Annotated in this window: 17 protein-coding genes and 1 riboswitch; of the genes, 5 read left to right on the top strand and 12 right to left on the bottom strand. The window is 62.4% G+C overall.

What is annotated here, in order from left to right; all coding sequences use genetic code 11:
- Nucleotides 1–22: 22 nt before the first annotated feature.
- From BRAS3843_RS35535 to BRAS3843_RS35565, 7 genes are all read right to left on the bottom strand, one after another.
- Nucleotides 23–3196: an efflux RND transporter permease subunit gene (locus tag BRAS3843_RS35535; protein WP_008974104.1), complete on the bottom strand. Its 3174-nt coding sequence runs from the start codon at nt 3194–3196 to the stop codon at nt 23–25.
- A complete protein-coding gene (locus tag BRAS3843_RS35540; RefSeq protein WP_008974105.1) occupies nt 3193–4617 on the bottom strand; it encodes an efflux RND transporter periplasmic adaptor subunit in 1425 nt (474 codons plus the stop codon). Before BRAS3843_RS35540 ends, BRAS3843_RS35535 begins: the two co-directional genes overlap by 4 nt.
- 109 nt (nt 4618–4726) lie before the next feature.
- Nucleotides 4727–5119, bottom strand: coding sequence for a FixH family protein (locus BRAS3843_RS35545; RefSeq protein ID WP_008974106.1), 393 nt, complete (start codon nt 5117–5119; stop codon nt 4727–4729).
- A 103-nt stretch (nt 5120–5222) separates the two neighbouring features.
- Entirely contained in the window at nt 5223–5624 is a 402-nt protein-coding gene (locus BRAS3843_RS35550) for a hypothetical protein (protein WP_008974107.1), read from the bottom strand.
- Between the two features lie 219 nt (nt 5625–5843).
- Nucleotides 5844–6512, bottom strand: a complete 669-nt coding sequence (locus tag BRAS3843_RS35555) for an SDR family oxidoreductase (RefSeq protein WP_008974108.1) — start codon at nt 6510–6512, stop codon at nt 5844–5846.
- 68 nt (nt 6513–6580) lie between these two features.
- Nucleotides 6581–7054, bottom strand: coding sequence for an SRPBCC family protein (locus BRAS3843_RS35560; RefSeq protein WP_008974109.1), 474 nt, complete (start codon nt 7052–7054; stop codon nt 6581–6583).
- A 42-nt stretch (nt 7055–7096) separates the two neighbouring features.
- Complete coding sequence (locus BRAS3843_RS35565; protein ID WP_008974110.1) at nt 7097–7966, bottom strand: NmrA/HSCARG family protein; 870 nt, start codon at nt 7964–7966, stop codon at nt 7097–7099.
- A gap of 103 nt (nt 7967–8069) precedes the next feature.
- On the opposite strand from BRAS3843_RS35565, the gene BRAS3843_RS35570 reads away from it, so the two are divergent.
- Both BRAS3843_RS35570 and plsY read left to right on the top strand, forming a co-directional pair.
- Complete coding sequence (locus BRAS3843_RS35570) at nt 8070–9008, top strand: LysR family transcriptional regulator (RefSeq protein WP_008974111.1); 939 nt, start codon at nt 8070–8072, stop codon at nt 9006–9008.
- Nucleotides 9009–9077: 69 nt separating this feature from the next.
- Nucleotides 9078–9764 carry a glycerol-3-phosphate 1-O-acyltransferase PlsY gene (gene plsY, locus BRAS3843_RS35575; protein WP_008974112.1) on the top strand — a complete coding sequence of 229 codons (687 nt, stop codon included), beginning with the start codon at nt 9078–9080 and terminating at the stop codon, nt 9762–9764.
- A 110-nt stretch (nt 9765–9874) separates the two neighbouring features.
- Here plsY and BRAS3843_RS35580 read toward each other — a convergent pair whose 3' ends face one another.
- Together BRAS3843_RS35580 and BRAS3843_RS35585 are read right to left on the bottom strand one after the other, a co-directional pair.
- Nucleotides 9875–10522: a septation protein IspZ gene (locus BRAS3843_RS35580; protein ID WP_008974113.1), complete on the bottom strand. Its 648-nt coding sequence runs from the start codon at nt 10520–10522 to the stop codon at nt 9875–9877.
- 252 nt (nt 10523–10774) lie between these two features.
- The gene (locus BRAS3843_RS35585; protein WP_008974114.1) at nt 10775–11812 is read right to left on the bottom strand and encodes an alpha/beta fold hydrolase; all 1038 of its coding nucleotides are present in this window, start codon (nt 11810–11812) and stop codon (nt 10775–10777) included.
- A 525-nt stretch (nt 11813–12337) separates the two neighbouring features.
- Nucleotides 12338–12417, top strand: a riboswitch (ZMP/ZTP riboswitch).
- A gap of 36 nt (nt 12418–12453) precedes the next feature.
- Here BRAS3843_RS35585 and folB point away from each other — a divergent pair.
- On the top strand, nt 12454–12855 hold the full coding sequence (gene folB, locus BRAS3843_RS35590; protein ID WP_008974115.1) for a dihydroneopterin aldolase: 402 nt from the start codon (nt 12454–12456) through the stop codon (nt 12853–12855).
- A 50-nt stretch (nt 12856–12905) separates the two neighbouring features.
- Nucleotides 12906–13412, top strand: a complete 507-nt coding sequence (locus tag BRAS3843_RS39120) for a GNAT family N-acetyltransferase (RefSeq protein ID WP_008974116.1) — start codon at nt 12906–12908, stop codon at nt 13410–13412.
- A gap of 403 nt (nt 13413–13815) precedes the next feature.
- Here BRAS3843_RS39120 and BRAS3843_RS35600 read toward each other — a convergent pair whose 3' ends face one another.
- Entirely contained in the window at nt 13816–14334 is a 519-nt protein-coding gene (locus tag BRAS3843_RS35600; RefSeq protein ID WP_008974117.1) for a protein phosphatase CheZ, read from the bottom strand.
- A gap of 449 nt (nt 14335–14783) precedes the next feature.
- Here BRAS3843_RS35600 and BRAS3843_RS35605 point away from each other — a divergent pair, with 449 nt between their 5' ends.
- Complete coding sequence (locus BRAS3843_RS35605) at nt 14784–15395, top strand: DUF1629 domain-containing protein (RefSeq protein ID WP_008974118.1); 612 nt, start codon at nt 14784–14786, stop codon at nt 15393–15395.
- Between the two features lie 886 nt (nt 15396–16281).
- On the opposite strand, the gene BRAS3843_RS35610 is transcribed toward BRAS3843_RS35605, so the two are convergent.
- Both BRAS3843_RS35610 and BRAS3843_RS35615 read right to left on the bottom strand, forming a co-directional pair.
- Entirely contained in the window at nt 16282–16659 is a 378-nt protein-coding gene (locus BRAS3843_RS35610; RefSeq protein WP_008974120.1) for a response regulator, read from the bottom strand.
- Nucleotides 16660–16710: 51 nt separating this feature from the next.
- Complete coding sequence (locus BRAS3843_RS35615) at nt 16711–17559, bottom strand: MJ0042-type zinc finger domain-containing protein (protein ID WP_035983926.1); 849 nt, start codon at nt 17557–17559, stop codon at nt 16711–16713.
- Nucleotides 17560–17925 lie beyond the last annotated feature (366 nt).

Below are 17925 nucleotides of genomic sequence, written 5' to 3' on the forward strand. Positions count from 1 at the left end.
GCCTCCAGGTTGGCGACCCTCCTCACGCCGCCTTCGGCACATCCTTCGCCTCGTCGCCGCGCGATAGTCGTCCGGCCGCCTCGTCGCGGAGAAGGCCGCGCCCTTTCACCAGACCGAAGATCGCGGGGATGACGATCAGCGTCAGCAGCGTTGAGGAAATCATGCCGCCGATCATCGGTACCGCGATCCGCTGCATGATCTCCGAGCCGGTCCCGCTGCTCCACATGATCGGCAGCAGACCCGCCATGATCGCGACCACCGTCATCATCTTGGGGCGGACCCGTTCGACCGCGCCCTCCATGATCGCTTCGTGGAGGTCCTTGCGGGTCAGAGCTCCGCCGGCCGCGCTCACCCTCGCCTTCATCTCGGCCAATGCGTGATCGAGATAGATCAGCATCACCACGCCGGTCTCAGCGGCAACGCCCGCAAGCGCGATGAAGCCGACCGCGACTGCGACCGAGAGATTGAAGCCGAGCCACCACATCATCCAGATGCCGCCGACCAGCGCGAAGGGCAACGAGAGCATCACGATCAGCGTCTCCGTGATCGACCTGAAGTTCAGGTACAAGAGCAGGAAGATGATCGTCAGCGTCACCGGCACCACCACCTTCAGACGTGCTGCGGCCCGCTGCAGATATTCGTACTGTCCGCTCCAGACCACATAGGTGCCGGCCGGAAACTGGATGCTCTCGGTCACAGCACGCTGCGCGTCGGCCACGTAGCTGCCGATGTCGCGATCCCGGATATCGACGTAGATATAGGTCGCAAGCTGGCCGTTCTCGGTGCGGATCGAGGTCGGACCGCGCGCCGGCTCGACCTTCGCGACCTCGCCGAGCGGCACCGCGCCGCCTGCGGGCATCGGCACCAGGATGTCGCTGGCGATGGCCTTCGGATTGTCTCTGAGGTCGCGCGGGTAGCGCATGTTGACCGTGAAGCGCTGCCGGCCCTCAACCGTGGTGGTGACGGTCTGGCCGCCGAGTGCGGCTGCGATGGTGTCTTGGACGTCCTGGATCAGGATGCCGTAACGGGCGAGCGCGTCGCGGTCGGGCGTGATCTCCAGGTAGTAACCGCCGATCCCCCGCTCCGCATAGGCTGACGAGGTGCCCGGCACCGCCTTGAGCACGCGCTCGATCTGCTTGGCCAGGCGGTCGATCTCGACCAGATCGGTGCCCATCACCTTGACGCCAACAGGCGTACGGATGCCGGTCGAGAGCATGTCGATCCGCGCCTTGATCGGCATGGTCCAGGCGTTCGATACGCCCGGAAACTGCAGCGCCTTGTCCATCTCGGCGATCAGGCTGTCGACGGTGACGCCGGGCCGCCATTGCTCCTTCGGTTTCAGATTGACGACGGTCTCGAACATCTCGGTCGGCGCGGGGTCGGTCGCGGTGGCGGCGCGTCCGGCCTTGCCGTAGACCGAGGCGACCTCGGGGAACGACTTGATGATCCGGTCCTGCATCTGCATCAGCTCAGCCGCTTTGGTCACGGAGATGCCGGGCAGCGTGGTCGGCATATAGAGCAACGTCCCCTCGTTCAGATTGGGCATGAACTCGGTGCCGAGCTGGCGCGCCGGCCAGATCGAGACGGCCAGCACGACGAGCGCGAGGAGGATGACCAGCGTCTTCGCCCGCAGCACGCCCTTGATCACCGGACGGTAGATCCAGATCAGGAAGCGGTTGATGACGTTGCGGCTCTCGGGGACGATCCTGCCGCGGACGAAGATCACCATCAGCGCCGGCACCAGCGTCACCGAGAGCAGCGCCGCCGCGGCCATGGAGAACGTCTTGGTGAAGGCAAGCGGGCTGAACAGCCGGCCTTCCTGGGATTCCAGGGTGAAGATCGGCATGAACGACACCGTGATGATCAGCAGGCTGAAGAACAGCGCCGGCCCGACTTCGGAGGCCGCATCGATCAGGATCTGCACGCGCGACTGATCGGGCTTGGCGCGCTCCAGATGCTTGTGCGCGTTCTCGATCATCACGATGGCGGCGTCCACCATGGCGCCGATCGCGATCGCGATCCCCCCGAGGCTCATGATGTTGGAGCCGAGACCCAACAGCTTCATGGCGCCGAACGCCATCAGCACGCCCACGGGGAGCATCAGGATCGCGACCAGCGCGCTGCGGACGTGCAGCAGGAACACGACGCAGACCAGCGCGACGACGATGCTCTCCTCGACGAGCGTGTGCTTGAGCGTGTCGATCGCGGCGTAGATCAGGTTCGACCGGTCGTAGACCGGGACGATCTCCACCGATTTCGGCAGGCTGCTTGCGATGTCCTTGAAGCGCTTCTTGACGTTCTCGATCACGTCGAGCGCGTTGACGCCGAACCGTTGCAGCACGATTCCGCTCGCGACCTCGCCTTCGCCATTGAGTTCGGCAATACCGCGGCGTTCATCGGGACCGAGCTCGACCCGGGCGACGTCGCGCAGTAGCACCGGCGTGCCGCCGGAAGCCTTCAGGACAATGTCGCCGAGATCGTTGATGCTCTTCAAATAGCCCTTGCCGCGAATGACGTATTCGAACTCGGAGAGTTCGACCGTGCGGCCGCCGACATCGGCGTTGCTGGCGCGGATCGCATCCCGGATCTTCTGCATGCTGATGCCGCGGTCGCGCATCCGCTGCGGATCGAGGACGACGTTGTATTGCTTGACGAAGCCGCCGATGCTCGCGACCTCGGCGACGCCTTCCGCCTTGGCCAGCGCGAATTTCAGATTCCAGTCCTGGATCGTCCTGGTGTCCGCGAGGTTCAGCTCCTTGGACATCACGGCATATTGGTAGACCCAGCCGACGCCGGTGGCGTCGGGGCCGATCGTGGGCGTGACGCCGGCCGGGAGGCGGGAGGCGGCGCTGTTCAAGAACTCCATCACGCGTGAGCGCGCCCAGTAAATGTCGGTGCCGTCCTCGAAGATCACATAGACGAACGACACGCCGAAGAACGAGAAGCCGCGCACCACCTTGGATTTGGGTACCGTCAGCATCGCCGTCGTCAGGGGATAGGTGACCTGATCCTCGATCACCTGCGGCGCCTGGCCTGGATATTCGGTGTAGACGATCACCTGGGTGTCGGAGAGATCCGGGATCGCGTCGAGCGGAAGATGAATAAGCGCGTAGAATCCGGCCGCAGCCGCGAAGCCGGTGCCGAACAGCACCAGCAGCAGGTTGCGCGCCGACCATGCGATGATGCGGGCGATCATTGGTGTTCTCCCATCCCTGCGTGGGCTGATTGGTCCGGCTGCGAGGCCTCGGCAAAGCCCTTCAGCGCCGCCTTCAGATTGCTCTCGGCATCGATCAGGAAGTTCGCCGACGTCACCACTGCCTCACCATCGGCGACGCCGTCGCGCACCTCGATATAGCCGCCGCCACGCCGTCCGAGCTTGACGTCGCGCGGCTCGTAGCGCCCGTTCCCCTTGTCGACGAGAACGGCCTGGTGGCCGCCGGTATCGAGCACCGAACTCTCCGGCACCGCCAGGACCGGCGAAGGATCTGCCGTGTCGATCTCGGCATCGACATACATGTCCGGAAGCAGCGCCGTATCCGGATTGGCAAGCTCGATCCTGATACGCGCGGTGCGCGTGTCGCGGTTCACCTGGGGATAGATCACGGCGATCTTTCCGGAAAAGCTCCGGCCGGCGAAGCTGCGGGCGTGGATCGTGACGGACTGCCCGACCGCGACGGTGCCGAGATCGCGTTCGGCGACATCGACAAGCGCCCACACGGTCGAGATGTCGGCGATCCGGAACAGCACGTCACCGGGATTGGCCCGCATGCCCGGAATCGCATTGCGCTCGAGCACGATGCCGTCGCGCGGCGCTGTCCATTGCACGGTGACCGGCGCGATATGGGATTTTTCCATCTCGGTGATGATCGGCTCCGGAACGTCGAGGTTGACCAGGCGCTGGCGCGAGCCGCGTCCGTAGGCCTCGACGCTGCCGACGATCTTCGAACTGATGGTGGAGAGATATTCCGCGGCCGCGGCCGCGATGGCAGAACTGTAGATCTGCATCAATGGCTGGCCGGCCTTCACGCGCGTGCCGGTGGTGACGTCGGCCACGGACTGAACGAAGCTCTCGGACCGCATCGCGATCACCGAGATCAGACGTTCGTCCAGCTGGATGGTGCCGGGCGCCTTCACCATCACCCGGATCGGGCGCCGCTCGGCAGGCTCGGAGGTCACGCCGCTCCGCTGCATCTTGCCCGGTGACAGCTTGACGGTGCCGTCATCAACGTCGTCGCCTTCATAGACCGGGATGTAGTTCATCCCCATCGGGTCCTTCTTCGGGACCGGTGAGGTGTCCGGCAGTCCCATCGGATTCCGGTAGTAGAGGATCTTGCGCGACGAATCCGCCTGTTGCGTCGGTTTCACTGGCTCGGAGGCGGCCTGGTCGTCGTCGTAGACGGGCAAGTAGTCGCGTCCGCGGTCGTCTTTCTTGGGACCGGCGGACCAGAACGGCGCGCCGCTCGGATCGCGATAGTAGAGCGGAGTTCGGTCTGCGCTGGCCGCAGCCATGGTCGTCTCGGCGTGAACAGGCCAGCGTCCGTCATCCAAGGACCAGTAGGCGCCTGAGGCCAGGCCGCCGCCCAGCGCAAGTGTCGTCAATACGCGCAGCGTTTTCATGGCGTGTTCCTGCGCACTCCGGAGAGCGCGCGTCTGTCAGGAGGAGGAGACCGGGCGCCCGCTCGAGCGGCGCCCGAAGGCTCACTTGCAAGAGCTCACTTGTGAGCGGTCACTTGGTTGCCTTGACGATCACCTTGCCGGTGACGTTCTCGGGTTCGCCCTGCACCTTCGCGGACAGCGTGACCTGATAGCGGCCCGCCATCGGCAGATCGGTCTTGAAGGCGTAGACGCCCGGTCCCTGGGGCGGGAGCGGCGTGACCGGCGATTCCATCTCGGCCATGCCGTCGGGGGCCATGTCGACGCGGGTCTTGAAGATCACCGCATCCGGCACCGGCTTGCCGGTCTGTTTGTTGGTCAAACGAATGGCGAGCGTGACGTCGTCGCCCTTCTTCATCTCCGGAGTGACCGGCTCGAAGCTGTAGTCGGCCGCGCCAGCGAAGGCAGAGGAAGCGGCAAGCGCAAGGGTGGCGGCCAGCGCCGCGGTGCTGAATTTGGCAATCATGGTTTCGTCCTCATGGGTCTGTCTCGGCCGTGGCTCCGAGTGAGCGCACAGCAGTCGCGATTCACGCGAACAGCCGGTGCTGCACGCGTTCGGTTGCGCGAGATCAGACGCGAGGAGGACGGAAGGGAGGGCTGGTGCCTGAGGTGGGGACGATCTGGTCCGCCGGGATTACGACCGAGGTGGCCCCGGCCGACCTGAACTCGAACCCGACCATGCGAAGTTCGCCGAGCGCCAGGGCTCCGCCGATGCAGCAGAAACCCATGTCGCATTTATGGGGGGCGGTTGGCGCCGGTGCGCCCGTCATGTCATCCGGACAGCAATCCTCCATCGACATGTCGCCGGAGGCGCCCATCTGCATGTGCATGCCGGGCTGCGGATCGCCTGATCCCACCGCGGCTCCCATGACGGCTGGTCCCATGGCGGCAGCGGTCGCCGACGCTCCCACGGGCAGCAACGCCAGTGAGGCGGCAATCGCAAACGCCAGGATGGTACGGACGAGCCGCATCGGAGTTCAGAAACCTGCCATGTTTCGTTTCGGGCCCGGCGGGCCGCGATCCGTCAACTATCACATCAATTGCGGCACCGAGTCGTTGATCCGGCTCAATCATCCGTGACCGCTGGGACCTCCATACCGCCGCGGGGGCTCGCGATGCAAGTCTCCGGCGGCTGTTGGTGGAAGCGGTTGGCTCTGATGGGGGGACCGCCGCCGGTGCGGCTCCAGCGTTCACCATGTGATCAGGGGCGAACGCTTCAGCCAGGTATCGTCACGCACCTGGTCCAAGACGAAGCTGGCGACGTCCGCCCGCGAGATCGTTCCGCCATGGAAGCCGGACAGATCGGTCAGCGCGCGGATCGTATGGCCGCCGGGCTTGTCGTTCAGAACCGAGGGGCGAACAAGCACCCAGTCGAGGCCGCTGTCTCTGACGATCGCTTCCTGCCGGTTCTTGTCGGCGTAGACTTTGCGCAGGAGCAGCGGGAAGATCACGTTGTCGAACAGGAAGCCACCGTGCCCGACGCTGTCGCCTGCGCCAATGCCGGTGATGCTGATCAGCCGAGCGACGTGCTCGGCCTTCATTGCGTTGACGAGCGTTCGCGTCATCTGCGAGAGAGCCGTGACCTCGCGGAACGGGCTTGCCGGCGTGCCCAACGCGCTGATGACGACATCCTGTCCTTTCAGGGCCTCACGCAACGCGCGTTCGTCGCGGGCGTCGCTGACGACAAGCTTGGCGCCTTTCAGGTCGCTCGCCTTGTCGGGCGCGCGCACCAGCATGGTGACCTCGTAGCCGCGTGCGAGCGCCTGGGCGACGATCAGGCGGCCGGTGCCGCCGGTTGCTCCAAGGACCAGGATCTTCGGTTGGGTAGTCTTAACGTTGTCGGTTTGCGAGTCGCTCATGATTGTCTCCTGTTGAAAGCGGGACGCCTCCTGCGAGGCCGTCCCGTCCGTTGAATGTCTGGTGAGGGTTAGAGCTTGCCGTCCGCGAGCAGCTCGCGGGTCCGCTTCAGCGTCGAAAGGAGCGCGCTCCTGTAGCCCTTGTCGCCGTCGAACTGCGCCTGCTCGGCCTGTTCCTCGGGGCCACCGGGCTGTTTGCCGCGCAGGCCGAGATAGCAATAGAACCGCAATTGCAGCGCGCCGGTCTCGTCCTCGAACAGCTCGTTGATGATCGCGCCTTCGCGCGGGCCGGTGGCCTGGAAGAAGGTCACCTTGCGCTCCGGCTCGAAGCTGATGATCTCGCGCAGGTCGGTGCCTCCGATCGTCGCGTCGCGCACGATATGAGATGCGCTTTCCTCGACGACCTCGCATCGGGTGCACAGGCCGGGCGGCAGGAACAGCCGGGCGTCGCGGGCCTTGAGGACTAGGCCTTGCCACACCTGCGCTCGGGTCAGCGGAGTTGCGCCTTCCGGATTCACCGGAACGGTGGCGGTGGAATAGATCATGGTGGAATTCCTTGTTGTCGTGGTTGAGGTTGGCCCGTGCGGTCAGGCCGATGCCGCGGTCTCGGCGGCGAAGTCGCGATAGGAGCGCAGCGGGCGGCCGAGCAGCGCGGTGAGGCGTTCGACGTCGCCGGCCTCGGGGATCATTCCCTCGGTGAGGAAACGCTCGCTCATCAGCCGCATGTCGAAGGCCATCCAGCTCGGCATAAACGTCCGCAAGTTTTGCTCGAAGGCGGCGGTGTCATCGCCGCCATAGGCGATCGCGCGGCCCAGCACCTCCGTCCAGATGGCTGCGACGTCAGCACCTCGCAGCCTATCCGGACCGACCAGATTGATCCGCTCGAGCGGCAGCGGGCCGGAAGCCTGCTCGCGGCGAATGAGCTCGATCGCTGCGATCTCGCCGATATCGCGGGCGTCGATCATGGCGAGGCCCTTGGCGCCGATCGGCATCGGGTAGACGCCGTAGTTGAACACGACGTCCTTGATCGCAAGGTCGTTGCTCATGAAATACGCGGGCCGCAGGATGGTGGCGTTGAAGCCCATCTGCTCGATCATCCGCTCGACGCCGAACTTGCCCGCGAAGTGCGGCACGTTCACGTAGAGGTCGCTGTGGATCACCGACAGATAGACGATCCGCTCGATGCGGGCCTTTCGCGCCACGTTGAGTGCGATCAGGCCTTGCGTGAATTCATCTGCAACCACGGCGTTGAGCAGGAACAGGGTGGAAACGCCCGAGAACGCGCCGCGCAGGGAGTCGACATCGAGCAGGTCGCCCTGCACGACGGTGACACCAGCCGGGACACTGGCCTTGGCGGGATCGCGCACCAGGGCGCGCACATCGGCGCCGCGCTTGGCGAGCTGTTCGACGACTTGGCGGCCGACGGTGCCGGTTGCGCCGGTAACGAGGATGGTCATGGGGGTCACTCCGGGTTTGGCGAGAACACACCCCGGAAATTAGCGATCCACATTTGATCCGATAGGCGGTATATTTGGACAGACCGTCTCACTGGTGGAACAGATGGATTTACTGGCCCTCGCTGATTTCAACCTGGTCGCCCGGCACGAAGGGTTCGGCCGGGCTGCGCGCGCGTCCGGGCGGCCGAAAGCGACCCTCTCCCGACGGGTCGCGGAGCTGGAGACCAGCCTCGATCTGCGGCTGTTCGAGCGCGGCGGGCGCGCATTGAAGCTCACCCAGGAAGGACGGGCGCTGTTCGAGCGCACGGGGGCATTGCTCGCCGAGCTCGACGAGACGGCGGCAGCGATCGCCTCCGGCGGGGACAAGCCGCGAGGACGATTGCGGATCAGCGCGCCGCTCTTGTTTTCGCAGACCGCAATGGGGAAGCTGGCGGCCGCGTTCGCGGTGAAATATCCGCAAGTCCGGCTTGAGGTCACGACGGAAGACCGGACCGTCGACATGGTGGAGGAGGGTTATGACCTGGTGATCCGGGTCAATCCCGATCCGGACGACACGCTGGTCGGACGCATCTTCTTGCGCGACCGCCTGGTCGCCGTGGCGAGTCCGAGTCTTGTTAGACCGAGTCTTGTTAGACCGGGGCTTATTCCATCAGGCCGCATTCGACCGGCGGACAATTCCGCCATCCCCGCCGTCGTGCGCGGGGCCGCCGACCAGGCTGCGGCCTGGAACGTCACGACGCCGTCTGGCAAGTCGCGCATCGCGATTGATCCAGTGCTTCGCCTGTCGTCGCTCCTCATGGTCCGCGACGCGGTCCGCGCCGGCATCGGCGCCGGACGCCTGCCAATATCACTCGTCAGCCACGATCTCGCTGCCGGCACGCTCGTGCATTTGGGTGACGTCGATGGGCCGGAGATCGCGCTCTGGACTCTCTATCCGTCGCGACGGCTCTTGAGCGCGCGCGTCTCCGCCTTCCTGGACTTCCTGAAGGACGCCTTTCCGATGGGGACGTCTGATGAACTGGCGGCCTATGTCGGGGGATGAGAGCGTCCGATCGGCCGTCGGTCAAACAAGTCGGCGATGAAACACTGTTTGCGTCGAAATGGAGAAAACATGACCCTCTTGATAGTGAGCGCGGTTGGATTGGTGATCGGCTATCTTTTCGGTTCTACGCCGACGGGCTATCTGGCGGGGAAACTCCTCAAGGGTATTGATATTCGAGAGCATGGCTCCAGATCCACCGGGGCGACGAATGTCTTGCGGACCCTCGGCAAGTGGCCTGCGTTGGTAGTGCTCATCGTCGATGTGCTGAAAGGCGTCGGTGCCATCATCGTTGTCCGGTCGTTCTGTCCTTGGCTCTATACCGAGTTAGCTCCGACGCCGCCGACGGCGCTTGATTTGCAAATCTGGGTGCCATGGGCTGTCTGCTTGGCCGGAATTGCCGTGTTGTTTGGGCATGGCCGCTCGATTTGGTTGAATTTCACGGGCGGCAAATCCGCCGCGACCGGGCTGGGCGTGTTGCTGGCGATGTCGTGGCCAGTGGGATTGGGAGCTGCAGCGGTCTTTGGCATCGTACTGGCTATTGCTCGGATCGTTTCCCTCAGTTCGATCCTCGCGGCGTTGACAGCCATCGTTCTCGTCTGCGGCTTCGAGCAACCGTTGCCCTATCGGTTGCTGGTGATCGCAGGCGGCATCTACGTGATTATTCGCCATCGTGCCAATATTCAGCGGCTATTAGGGGGAACGGAGCCGCGCCTGGGCCGAAATGGCCCCGATACGAAAGCAGAGGTGCAAGTCTAGCACATGTATTTTCCTGAGCCTCGATCTCGCGCGCGGGTCTCTGACCCGAAGCGGAAGCCGCTCCCGCCGACGCTCTGGAAGTGCGGCTGATATTGAAAAAGCGAGATCGGCTATGACATACGCCTGCCGGAGCTTGCGGGCGGCATCGCGGACGGATGGCTCTGCCGCCCCGTCGAGATCAGGAAAGCTTCGCGTTCAGCGGCGGGCATCGCCTTTATGCGGCGAACGACTGTGAACCGTATTGCCAGAAATCCAGCAACGAAGACGGCCAGTTTGCTGACGATCCCGAAGATCGGCATGATCATAGCCCAAGTCGGCACGCTCCAAGCCATCGCCCCGAAGGCATTCACTGCTGCCGACACGAACATCAGGCCGGCCCAGACGAAGCCAACGACGACGGCGACGTCAGAGGCGACAGCACTTGCAATGGCCGGCAGATAGCGAATCATCCAGCCCGGCTTGAGCATGACCACGCCGACGATCAGATAGATCACGCTTGGCTTGAACAGCACGAAGCGGGGGTCATCGGTCAGGAGTGTCGCGGTGCCGGCGGCGATGACCAGAAACAGGCTCAGCCACTCCATGATGTCGATTGTCTTTCGCCGGAGGAATTGAATTGCGATCTGGGTGATGCCGAGCGCAATGCCTAGGCTGACGGAGAGGATCGTGTTGTGGGTCAGGAGAAACACAACGAGAAAGAAAAGGGTAGAAGCCAGATCGAGCAGCAACAGTTTGATCGCTTCGAGGAAGTCTCTCATCGCTCCCTGAACTCCGCTTCTATTGGCCAATCGGCGTCCGCTTGCTATCAAGAGAGACGCTAAGAATGAATGCGGGTGCGAACAATCAGAGGAAGGATCAGTACCGCAGAAGCACGACGCAAACCGACAGGAATAATCTGGCCACCGCAGCGCGGAGGCCAAGGTCAAGAGCCGTCAATCCCGTCGCGGGCTCCGATTCAATGCAACTCGATAGTACAGGGCTGGACGGGCCAGGCAGCCGGCGTCCAGCTCTTACTCTTGGCGGCCTTCATCGAGGAAGGCCTGGACTGCCTCAAACAGTTTGAGGCGGTTCTTCTCCATGATGATGGAATGAGTTCCTTCGGCGAGTTCGACGTAACGTTTGCCAAGCGAGTTCACCAGCAACGGAAACAAGGTCTGCGCCATGTAAGGTGGCGTATCACGGTCCCACTCTGCCTGAATGAGCAGGGTCGGCACCGTGATCTTGGCCGGGTCGTAGTACGCTTTGCCGGCGCCCGTGAATTGCTGCCCGTCCTGAACGACGCCATTCGGGGCCCGGACAACGGGAGGGTTCATTGCCGCTCCAACCGGATCAGTGGCGAAAGTCGCATCGGCCCAAGCGTCAAACCATCCCGGCGGAATCAATGAGGCCTTTTGGTCCTCGGCAACGCCGGTGTACCAACGCTCCTTGGCTTGCTCTCTCGTGACCATCCGATAGGCGCCGAGCTTGCCTGAGCCCGCCTGAACAAGAGATGGTGTCTGGCGTATCCAGGCCGGTGCATAGAGAACGAGGCGTTGGACTTTGGATGGATTCTGCGTGGTGTAGGTTGCCATGAGAGTGGTTCCCCATGACCAGCCGAGCAGATCCAACCTGGGAATGTTGCGACGCTGCAGGATGTAGTCGACCGCCGCCCCGATATCCCTGACCGCAGTCTCTCCGGTCACAATGGGCGGATTTGCCTCGGGCTTGTCCGCCATTTCGGGCGGGCGGGTGGACTTCCCGTACCCACGTACATCGAGAAGCCAGACATCGTAGCCGCGAGAGGCGATGTACTCCATCCAGGATAGCCCATCCAGCTTGAGATCGAACGCCGTCTCGGCCGGATAAGTCGCACCATGAACAAACAAAACCGTTTGCTCCGGTCGAAATGCGGTCATATCCGCCAGCCGCTTGTTGCGAACATAGACTTCAATTCCTGGGTCGCTCGTCTTCACCATCGCTTCTTCGGTCACGAGTGGTTTCGACTGTGCCAGGGCCGGAGTACCAAACAAAACGGCTGCCAAAAAACCAGCAAGAATGGGTACGTGCATGAATGGGCCTCCCTTTGCTCCCGGCTTCTTGCCAAGTCTTGGGAAGCTTAGCGCCGAACGGAAACGGTTCAAACTCGAAAGACAAAGCGGATTACCTGGTACGGTGGCGAATTGCTGGACCGACGCTCGGTCTGCCATCTTCTGCTTCGGGCCATCTCGGACCTTGCGGCCGGCTCCAGCGATGTCTGCCGTTGGGGTTCGACTGGAAGTTAGCAATCACGGACGAAGGGCGCTTTTGACCCGACGGCGTCGTATCGGTGAATTCATTGCGGTGCGGCTGCAGACGAAGGGAGACGATGCGGTCGTCGCGCGCCTCGGGTCGGAGTGCGTGGAGATGTGCCGAGCTTTTCCTGCTCCAAGCGTGGCGCCTCGGTCCGGACCGAACTGACCGGTCTCAAACAAGCTGCGCTCCCGCCTGATGCGGATTCTTAGCGAAGGGCACGGCGCCAATCGGAATGACGAGCGCAGACAAGAGACCAGGCACGACAATGTTCATTGTGGGCATCGTGGAACGCTGCTAATGTAGTGTCCTCGCGTGACTGGCGACATCGGATGGAGCACCATCGGGAAGCGCGGGATAACTGCCGTTCGCCTGGGCAATTGGGGATTCCCCCGTTGAAGCGCTTCTTCTGGAGCTGCCCATGCTGACGTCGATCAAAATCACCGGCCTTCAAACTTACGGCTATCACGGCCTGTTCGAGGAAGAGCGAACGCTCGGACAAAAATTCAGTTTTGATATTACAATCGCGCTGCGAGAGGTCCGGACCCACCTCAGTGATGATCTGGACTCATCCGTGAGATATGATGCCGTCGTCGATGAAGCAGTGAGAATTGCCGCGTCGGACAAGTTCCAGACACTGGAGGCTCTGGGTGAGACGATTGCCCTGGGTCTGCTGCGACGCTTCATCATCATGGATAGCGTTACGGTCGCCGTTGCGAAATCCAGTCCACCGATTGCCCATTCGATAGAACAGGTCGGCGTCCAGGTAAGCCTGCGGCGTGCCGACCTCGTGCTGGGTCAGGACGAGATCGCCGGAGTCTGACTTCCCCAGCATCCCACGCCCACGTCAGGGTGATCAAGGAGGAGGTTCCCATGGCGATCCTCACACGCCCCGAAGCAAACTGGACAATTCGACCATTCCGGCTCGACGACGCGCCGGCTGCTCGGCGTCTCATCGAAGTGGTTTGGCATGAGCATTTTCATGATCACCCGGATTCTTTTGTGCGGGACTTCGTCTATTCTCGCCTGTCGGACGTCGACAATGCAGAAGCCGTGTATGTCGATCGGGCTCTCTTTTTGTGTGCGGTGGTCGAAACCGCAATCGTCGGCACCGGTGCGATCAAGCGTCTCGACGATCGAGAGTGCGAAATGGTTCGCATGTTTGTCGCGCCGATCTACCGAGGCCGCGGGATCGCGCGGGCTATTGCAGATGGACTCATCAGCTTTGCCCGCAGCGCCGGATATGATCGCATACGCTTGTCCAGCAACAGCGCGCTGACGATCTCGCATCGCCTCTACGAAAGCATGGGCTTCCAACCTGCCGCCCCCTGGGACCCAGGCGGCGAGACCTACTCACGGTACTACGCCCTCCAATTATGAGCTGCCACGTGCCCAAGGAGGCCTGCCTGGATGAGGCGGCATCGCACCTCGTATATGGCGAATTGAAGGAGACCGACTGCCTTTATTGGCCTATCTCGGACCCTGCGGCAGGCTCTGGCGACGTCTGCTGCTGGGGTTCGACCGGGAGTAAGCATTCATAGAAGCGAACGCTCGCTTTTGACCCAGACCGGAAGTCGCGCCTGATCCATTCAAAACTGATCATTCTACGCGTTAAAGCTCGCCGCAACTCCTTCGCATCCGATTAATTTCGGCTACCCTTGTTGCATGTCCGTGCTGTCTGCGTCCTCCAGAGAAATCTCAGGACAATCCTCGTCCCGGTCGATCTCGTCGAGCGCCGCCTCGATCTGATCGTTCGCCACCCTGGGCACCGGTTCGAGGCAGTTCACGCGAACAGCTTGTCGATGTCGTCCTGGGAAATCGCCACGCTCGGCCGCTGCGGGCCCTCCATCAAGTCCGGGGCGCTTTCGACAGCAAGCTCGGCGGCTAGCCGCGCCAGCTCCTCTTTTCCCCACATGCGGACTAGCCTGTTGATGTGGTCCTCCATGAACTGCAGCGACTTGACGACTCGCGTGATCCGCTGCCCTGTGAGGTCCTGAAACGCGCAAGCCTCGAACACCTTGTTTGTGCTATCGACGATCTCGTCGCATACCGCTGCGGCAGTGGGGTCGTTGACGCTTTGCAACTTCACGACGCTGGCGCCGATCGCCTCCATGCTTTCGAGGATCGTGTTCCCGGCTGCCTCCGTATTCTCGACGATCGCGTCGAGGGTGTCTGCCATCGTCGCGAAACTGCCCTTGCTGTCACCTTGAAGGGCGGCGAGTTCCCGCCGCATGCTGCTAAGTTGGCCGAACATCTCGACCAGGAGCGTTTTCAGCACCCTCTCTTGTTCCGGCGCAATCATCGAAATCCCCGATTCTCCTTCAACGTCTCCGTACTAAGGGTTTCACGATGCAGTTGCAAACCCCGGCCTGCTTGTCTGCAATGACATCTCACATTCGATTCGGCGGCAACCAGGTCGCGACGCGGTCATCGAGATCGAGCGCAACCTCGAAGCGGTACTTTGGTCAGGGTCGTGTTGTTCAAGAAATTGATCGGCGACGAGGAGGTCAGCTTCTGGCCCGTCCTGGACATTCTGGTCTGCGCCCGCGATGTCGGCTTCCGGCCGTCCACCGGAAGTAAGGCAGTCGGGGACCGCTAGCCCGCTTTTGACCCGTTGCTGACCTCGGCTAGGCCCCGATGTTGTAAGCACTATAGCTATGGGAGCGATGGTTCGCTCAGGTACTACGATCGCCGGGACTCGCCGAATTGGCGGCCCGAGTTCGCCAGCGCTCGGCATCACAGGAGAACTTCATGAGGGAGCAGGCCAAGGATTCGCCTTGCGGACCACGAAACTACTATACGCTTAAGCCGGATTTCAACGTCAAGGCGCCCGGACATCAATGGCTGAATCGAGCCGAGCAGATGGCCGGGTGGTATCCTTACCCCGATCAGCCCTTTCGCGGAATACGGTTCTCGAAACCGCCGCAGATCAGATTCGATCGCAAGCGAGGACGAACGACGTTACGTGACGCTGCGCCATTCACGCTGAGCAGCTGGCTGGTTACGGATCGCCTAAAGGTGCTGTTCGAACGGTTGGATCCCGAGGCGTTCGTCTTTCAAAAGGTCGATGTCGACTATAGCAATTTTCCCGAGCCGGGTCCGGACTATTGGCTCGTGTACTTCATGCGAATGCTCGACTGCGTCGACGAAGAACATTCGATTATTGCCTATCAAGACGACCTGCCTGGCATCAAGAACTACCTGGGGCTGATCGATGTCCGGATGCGGTCGGACATCGTAGGCGCGGCGCACGCGTTCCGGCTCATCTACGCGGACAGTACGCTGATCGTCGACGACATCATCGTCGCAGCGTTAAGGGCCGAACAGATTCGGGGCTTCGAATTCGAGCCGATCCAAAAATGATCCTGATTGGTCACGCAACCGAAATGATCGATCGCCCATTCTCCGCGAAGACGTCCGGTTCAGTCCGCTGTTGGCCCGTTTCGAACCTTACGGGTGGCGCTGAGGACGTCCGCTCTCGGGGCATGACCGGAAGTCTGCAATCCGAGCCCATGGGCCGCTTGAGACCCAAAGCGGGCAACGTTGCCAAATCGCCTGCGCCCAAACACGAAGTTCGCCAGCGTTTTCAATGCGACTCGGCATGTCCAGTCGTCTCGCGAAAAATATTCCAGTTTCTAATTTTCAGAAATCGTGCTTATCTCTTGTCATCCCGCCTCGATGAGAGGGGCGTTGCGCGCGATCGTCACGACACGTGAGGCGGGGATGCGGTGGCCGCGAGATGTCGGAGCATGTCCTTTGGAGGTGCTGACGAACGATATTCTTGCGGACGTGAAGTCGTGTGGTCCTGGCGCTCCGGTGCTGGCGTCAAGCTTGCGATGATGCTTCTCGACATCGCTTTGCGATGCGAGGGCATTGCGCAGGTGATGGGGGCAAGAGAGCCGGTCCCCAGGGAGAGCACGTATAACCGTTAAAGCCATCGCGCAGGGAATGCCGGATGATCGGCTGCACCTGTGGTAACTGCCGCCTGCTTTCTTTGATGCAGGCGGGCCATGGGTGAGGCCTTCACCCGGCATTCCCTGCGCCCTCTGCCTTCGAGGGTGAAGCTGATGGATAGCTCGGGTGCAAATCGCTCCGCGAGATCGAGGATGCATGTCTCCGTCATTGCGAGGCGCGCTTGCGCCGAAGCAACGCAGAGTCGGTCGAGCAGTTGTGGATTGTTTTGAAGCCATCGCGCCTCGCAGTGACGCTGAGAATCGGAATGCCTCAAGACGCGATGGAGGAGACCAGACTACTGCGCCCGCTTCGATGCCAGCGCGTCTGCGACAGCGGTGCGGATGTCGGCGACCGAGAACGGCTTGGTGATCACGTCATGCGCGATCGCGCTCAGATTGGAGGCGCGTTCGCGCTGATGGGCAAAGCCGGTCATCAGCAGAATGGTCAAATGCGGGAAATCGCGTGCCGCCGACAGCGCCAGCGCAATGCCGTCCATCACCGGCATCTGGATGTCGGTCAGCAAGAGGTCGAAAGCGCCGTTCTCCCGCGTGAGAATATCCAGCGCTTCGGCGCCGTCCTGCGCCGTGACGGTGTCGTGGCCGTCCATCGCGATCGCCCGCGCGACCAAGGTCCGCATGGATTCTTCGTCGTCGGCGATGAGCACGCGCGACATCGTCTCGCCTTTCTCTCTCGTGGCCTCGCGAGAAGCCCGCGAGATCCAACCTTACGCATTGCCAGCGGTAACGTCGCGCCGGTTGAAGAATCGTATATCGATATTGCGTCCTTCGGGAGGGGGCGAAGCGAGACGCGACTTGAAGGCGGCGCGCTCGCCCGGCTTGAGCGTGGTCTGATCGAGCACGGCATTCCAGGCGTAGATTTCCGCCCCCTGTGCGTCGCGCACGCTGAAGCGCAGACGCGGCAGGTCGACCGCCTTGCGGCCGGTCGCGACGACGGCGCCTTCGATCACCAGCACCGGCTTGCCGTCTACCGTTTCCATCGCGACTTTCAAGTCCCTGAAGGTGGCGCCGCGCAGGTTCACGTCGAGTCCCACCAGTCTGTAGAAGCCGGCGGTTTGCGGCATCAGCCGCACCACGTCGGCGCGCCAGACCACGAGGGCGAGGACGAGGGCGGCCATGGCAGCCGTGAGCGCCGGCAGGTTGAATACGGACTTACCGGCACTGCCTGCGAAATCGGGTCGCTTCAACAGCCTGCGAAACCAGGGCGGACGGCTGCCCCCGCTCTCCGTTTCGTCAAGTTCTGCCGTCGACCAGTCGGCTTGGTTGTCCGTGCTCTCCTCCGGCCAGCCTGCGGCGATCGAAGGACTGTCGACCACCGGAGGGTGGTCGTCGGCCTCATCGTGCGCAAGCGCCTCCCAATTGGCTTCCTCCGGCAGGGCATCGGAATTGCCGGCTTCCGCCATGGCCGGCATCGGTGCGGGCGCCTCGACCGCGTCTTCCGGGTGCGCCAGCCAGACCTCCTTGCAGCGGGAGCAGCGGACAGTGCGGCCGTCCGCACCCAATGTTGCCAGATCGATGGCGTAAGATGTTGTACAATGAGGGCAAACGATGAACATCCAGCCTGTCTCCACCAGCGGCCTTGACCGCGTCGTATCCGGACAGTTCGTGACCAGTGAAGCGGATTTAACCTTCGCGTACGCCTTCCGAGAATCGCAGGCGGCGAAACGTCAAATCCAAAGCTTCACTGGCATCAATGTGTTATCTAATGTTCCCACGGCGTTCACATTCGCAAAATGTGCATCCCGAGGGGGGATGCGAAAGAGATGCGAATGCCGCCGTCGGACACTAGAAGGACCGCATGACGAACTTTGGAACCTCAGCACGCGGATGGTACATGGTGACCGTTAACGAACCGGAAACCATAACGAGAGCCACATTGGCTGATGCAGCCAAACGCCTGCTTGCGCCCAAGCCGCGCGAGC

The sequence above is a fragment of the Bradyrhizobium sp. STM 3843 genome (genome assembly GCF_000239815.1).
Classification (GTDB): domain Bacteria; phylum Pseudomonadota; class Alphaproteobacteria; order Rhizobiales; family Xanthobacteraceae; genus Bradyrhizobium.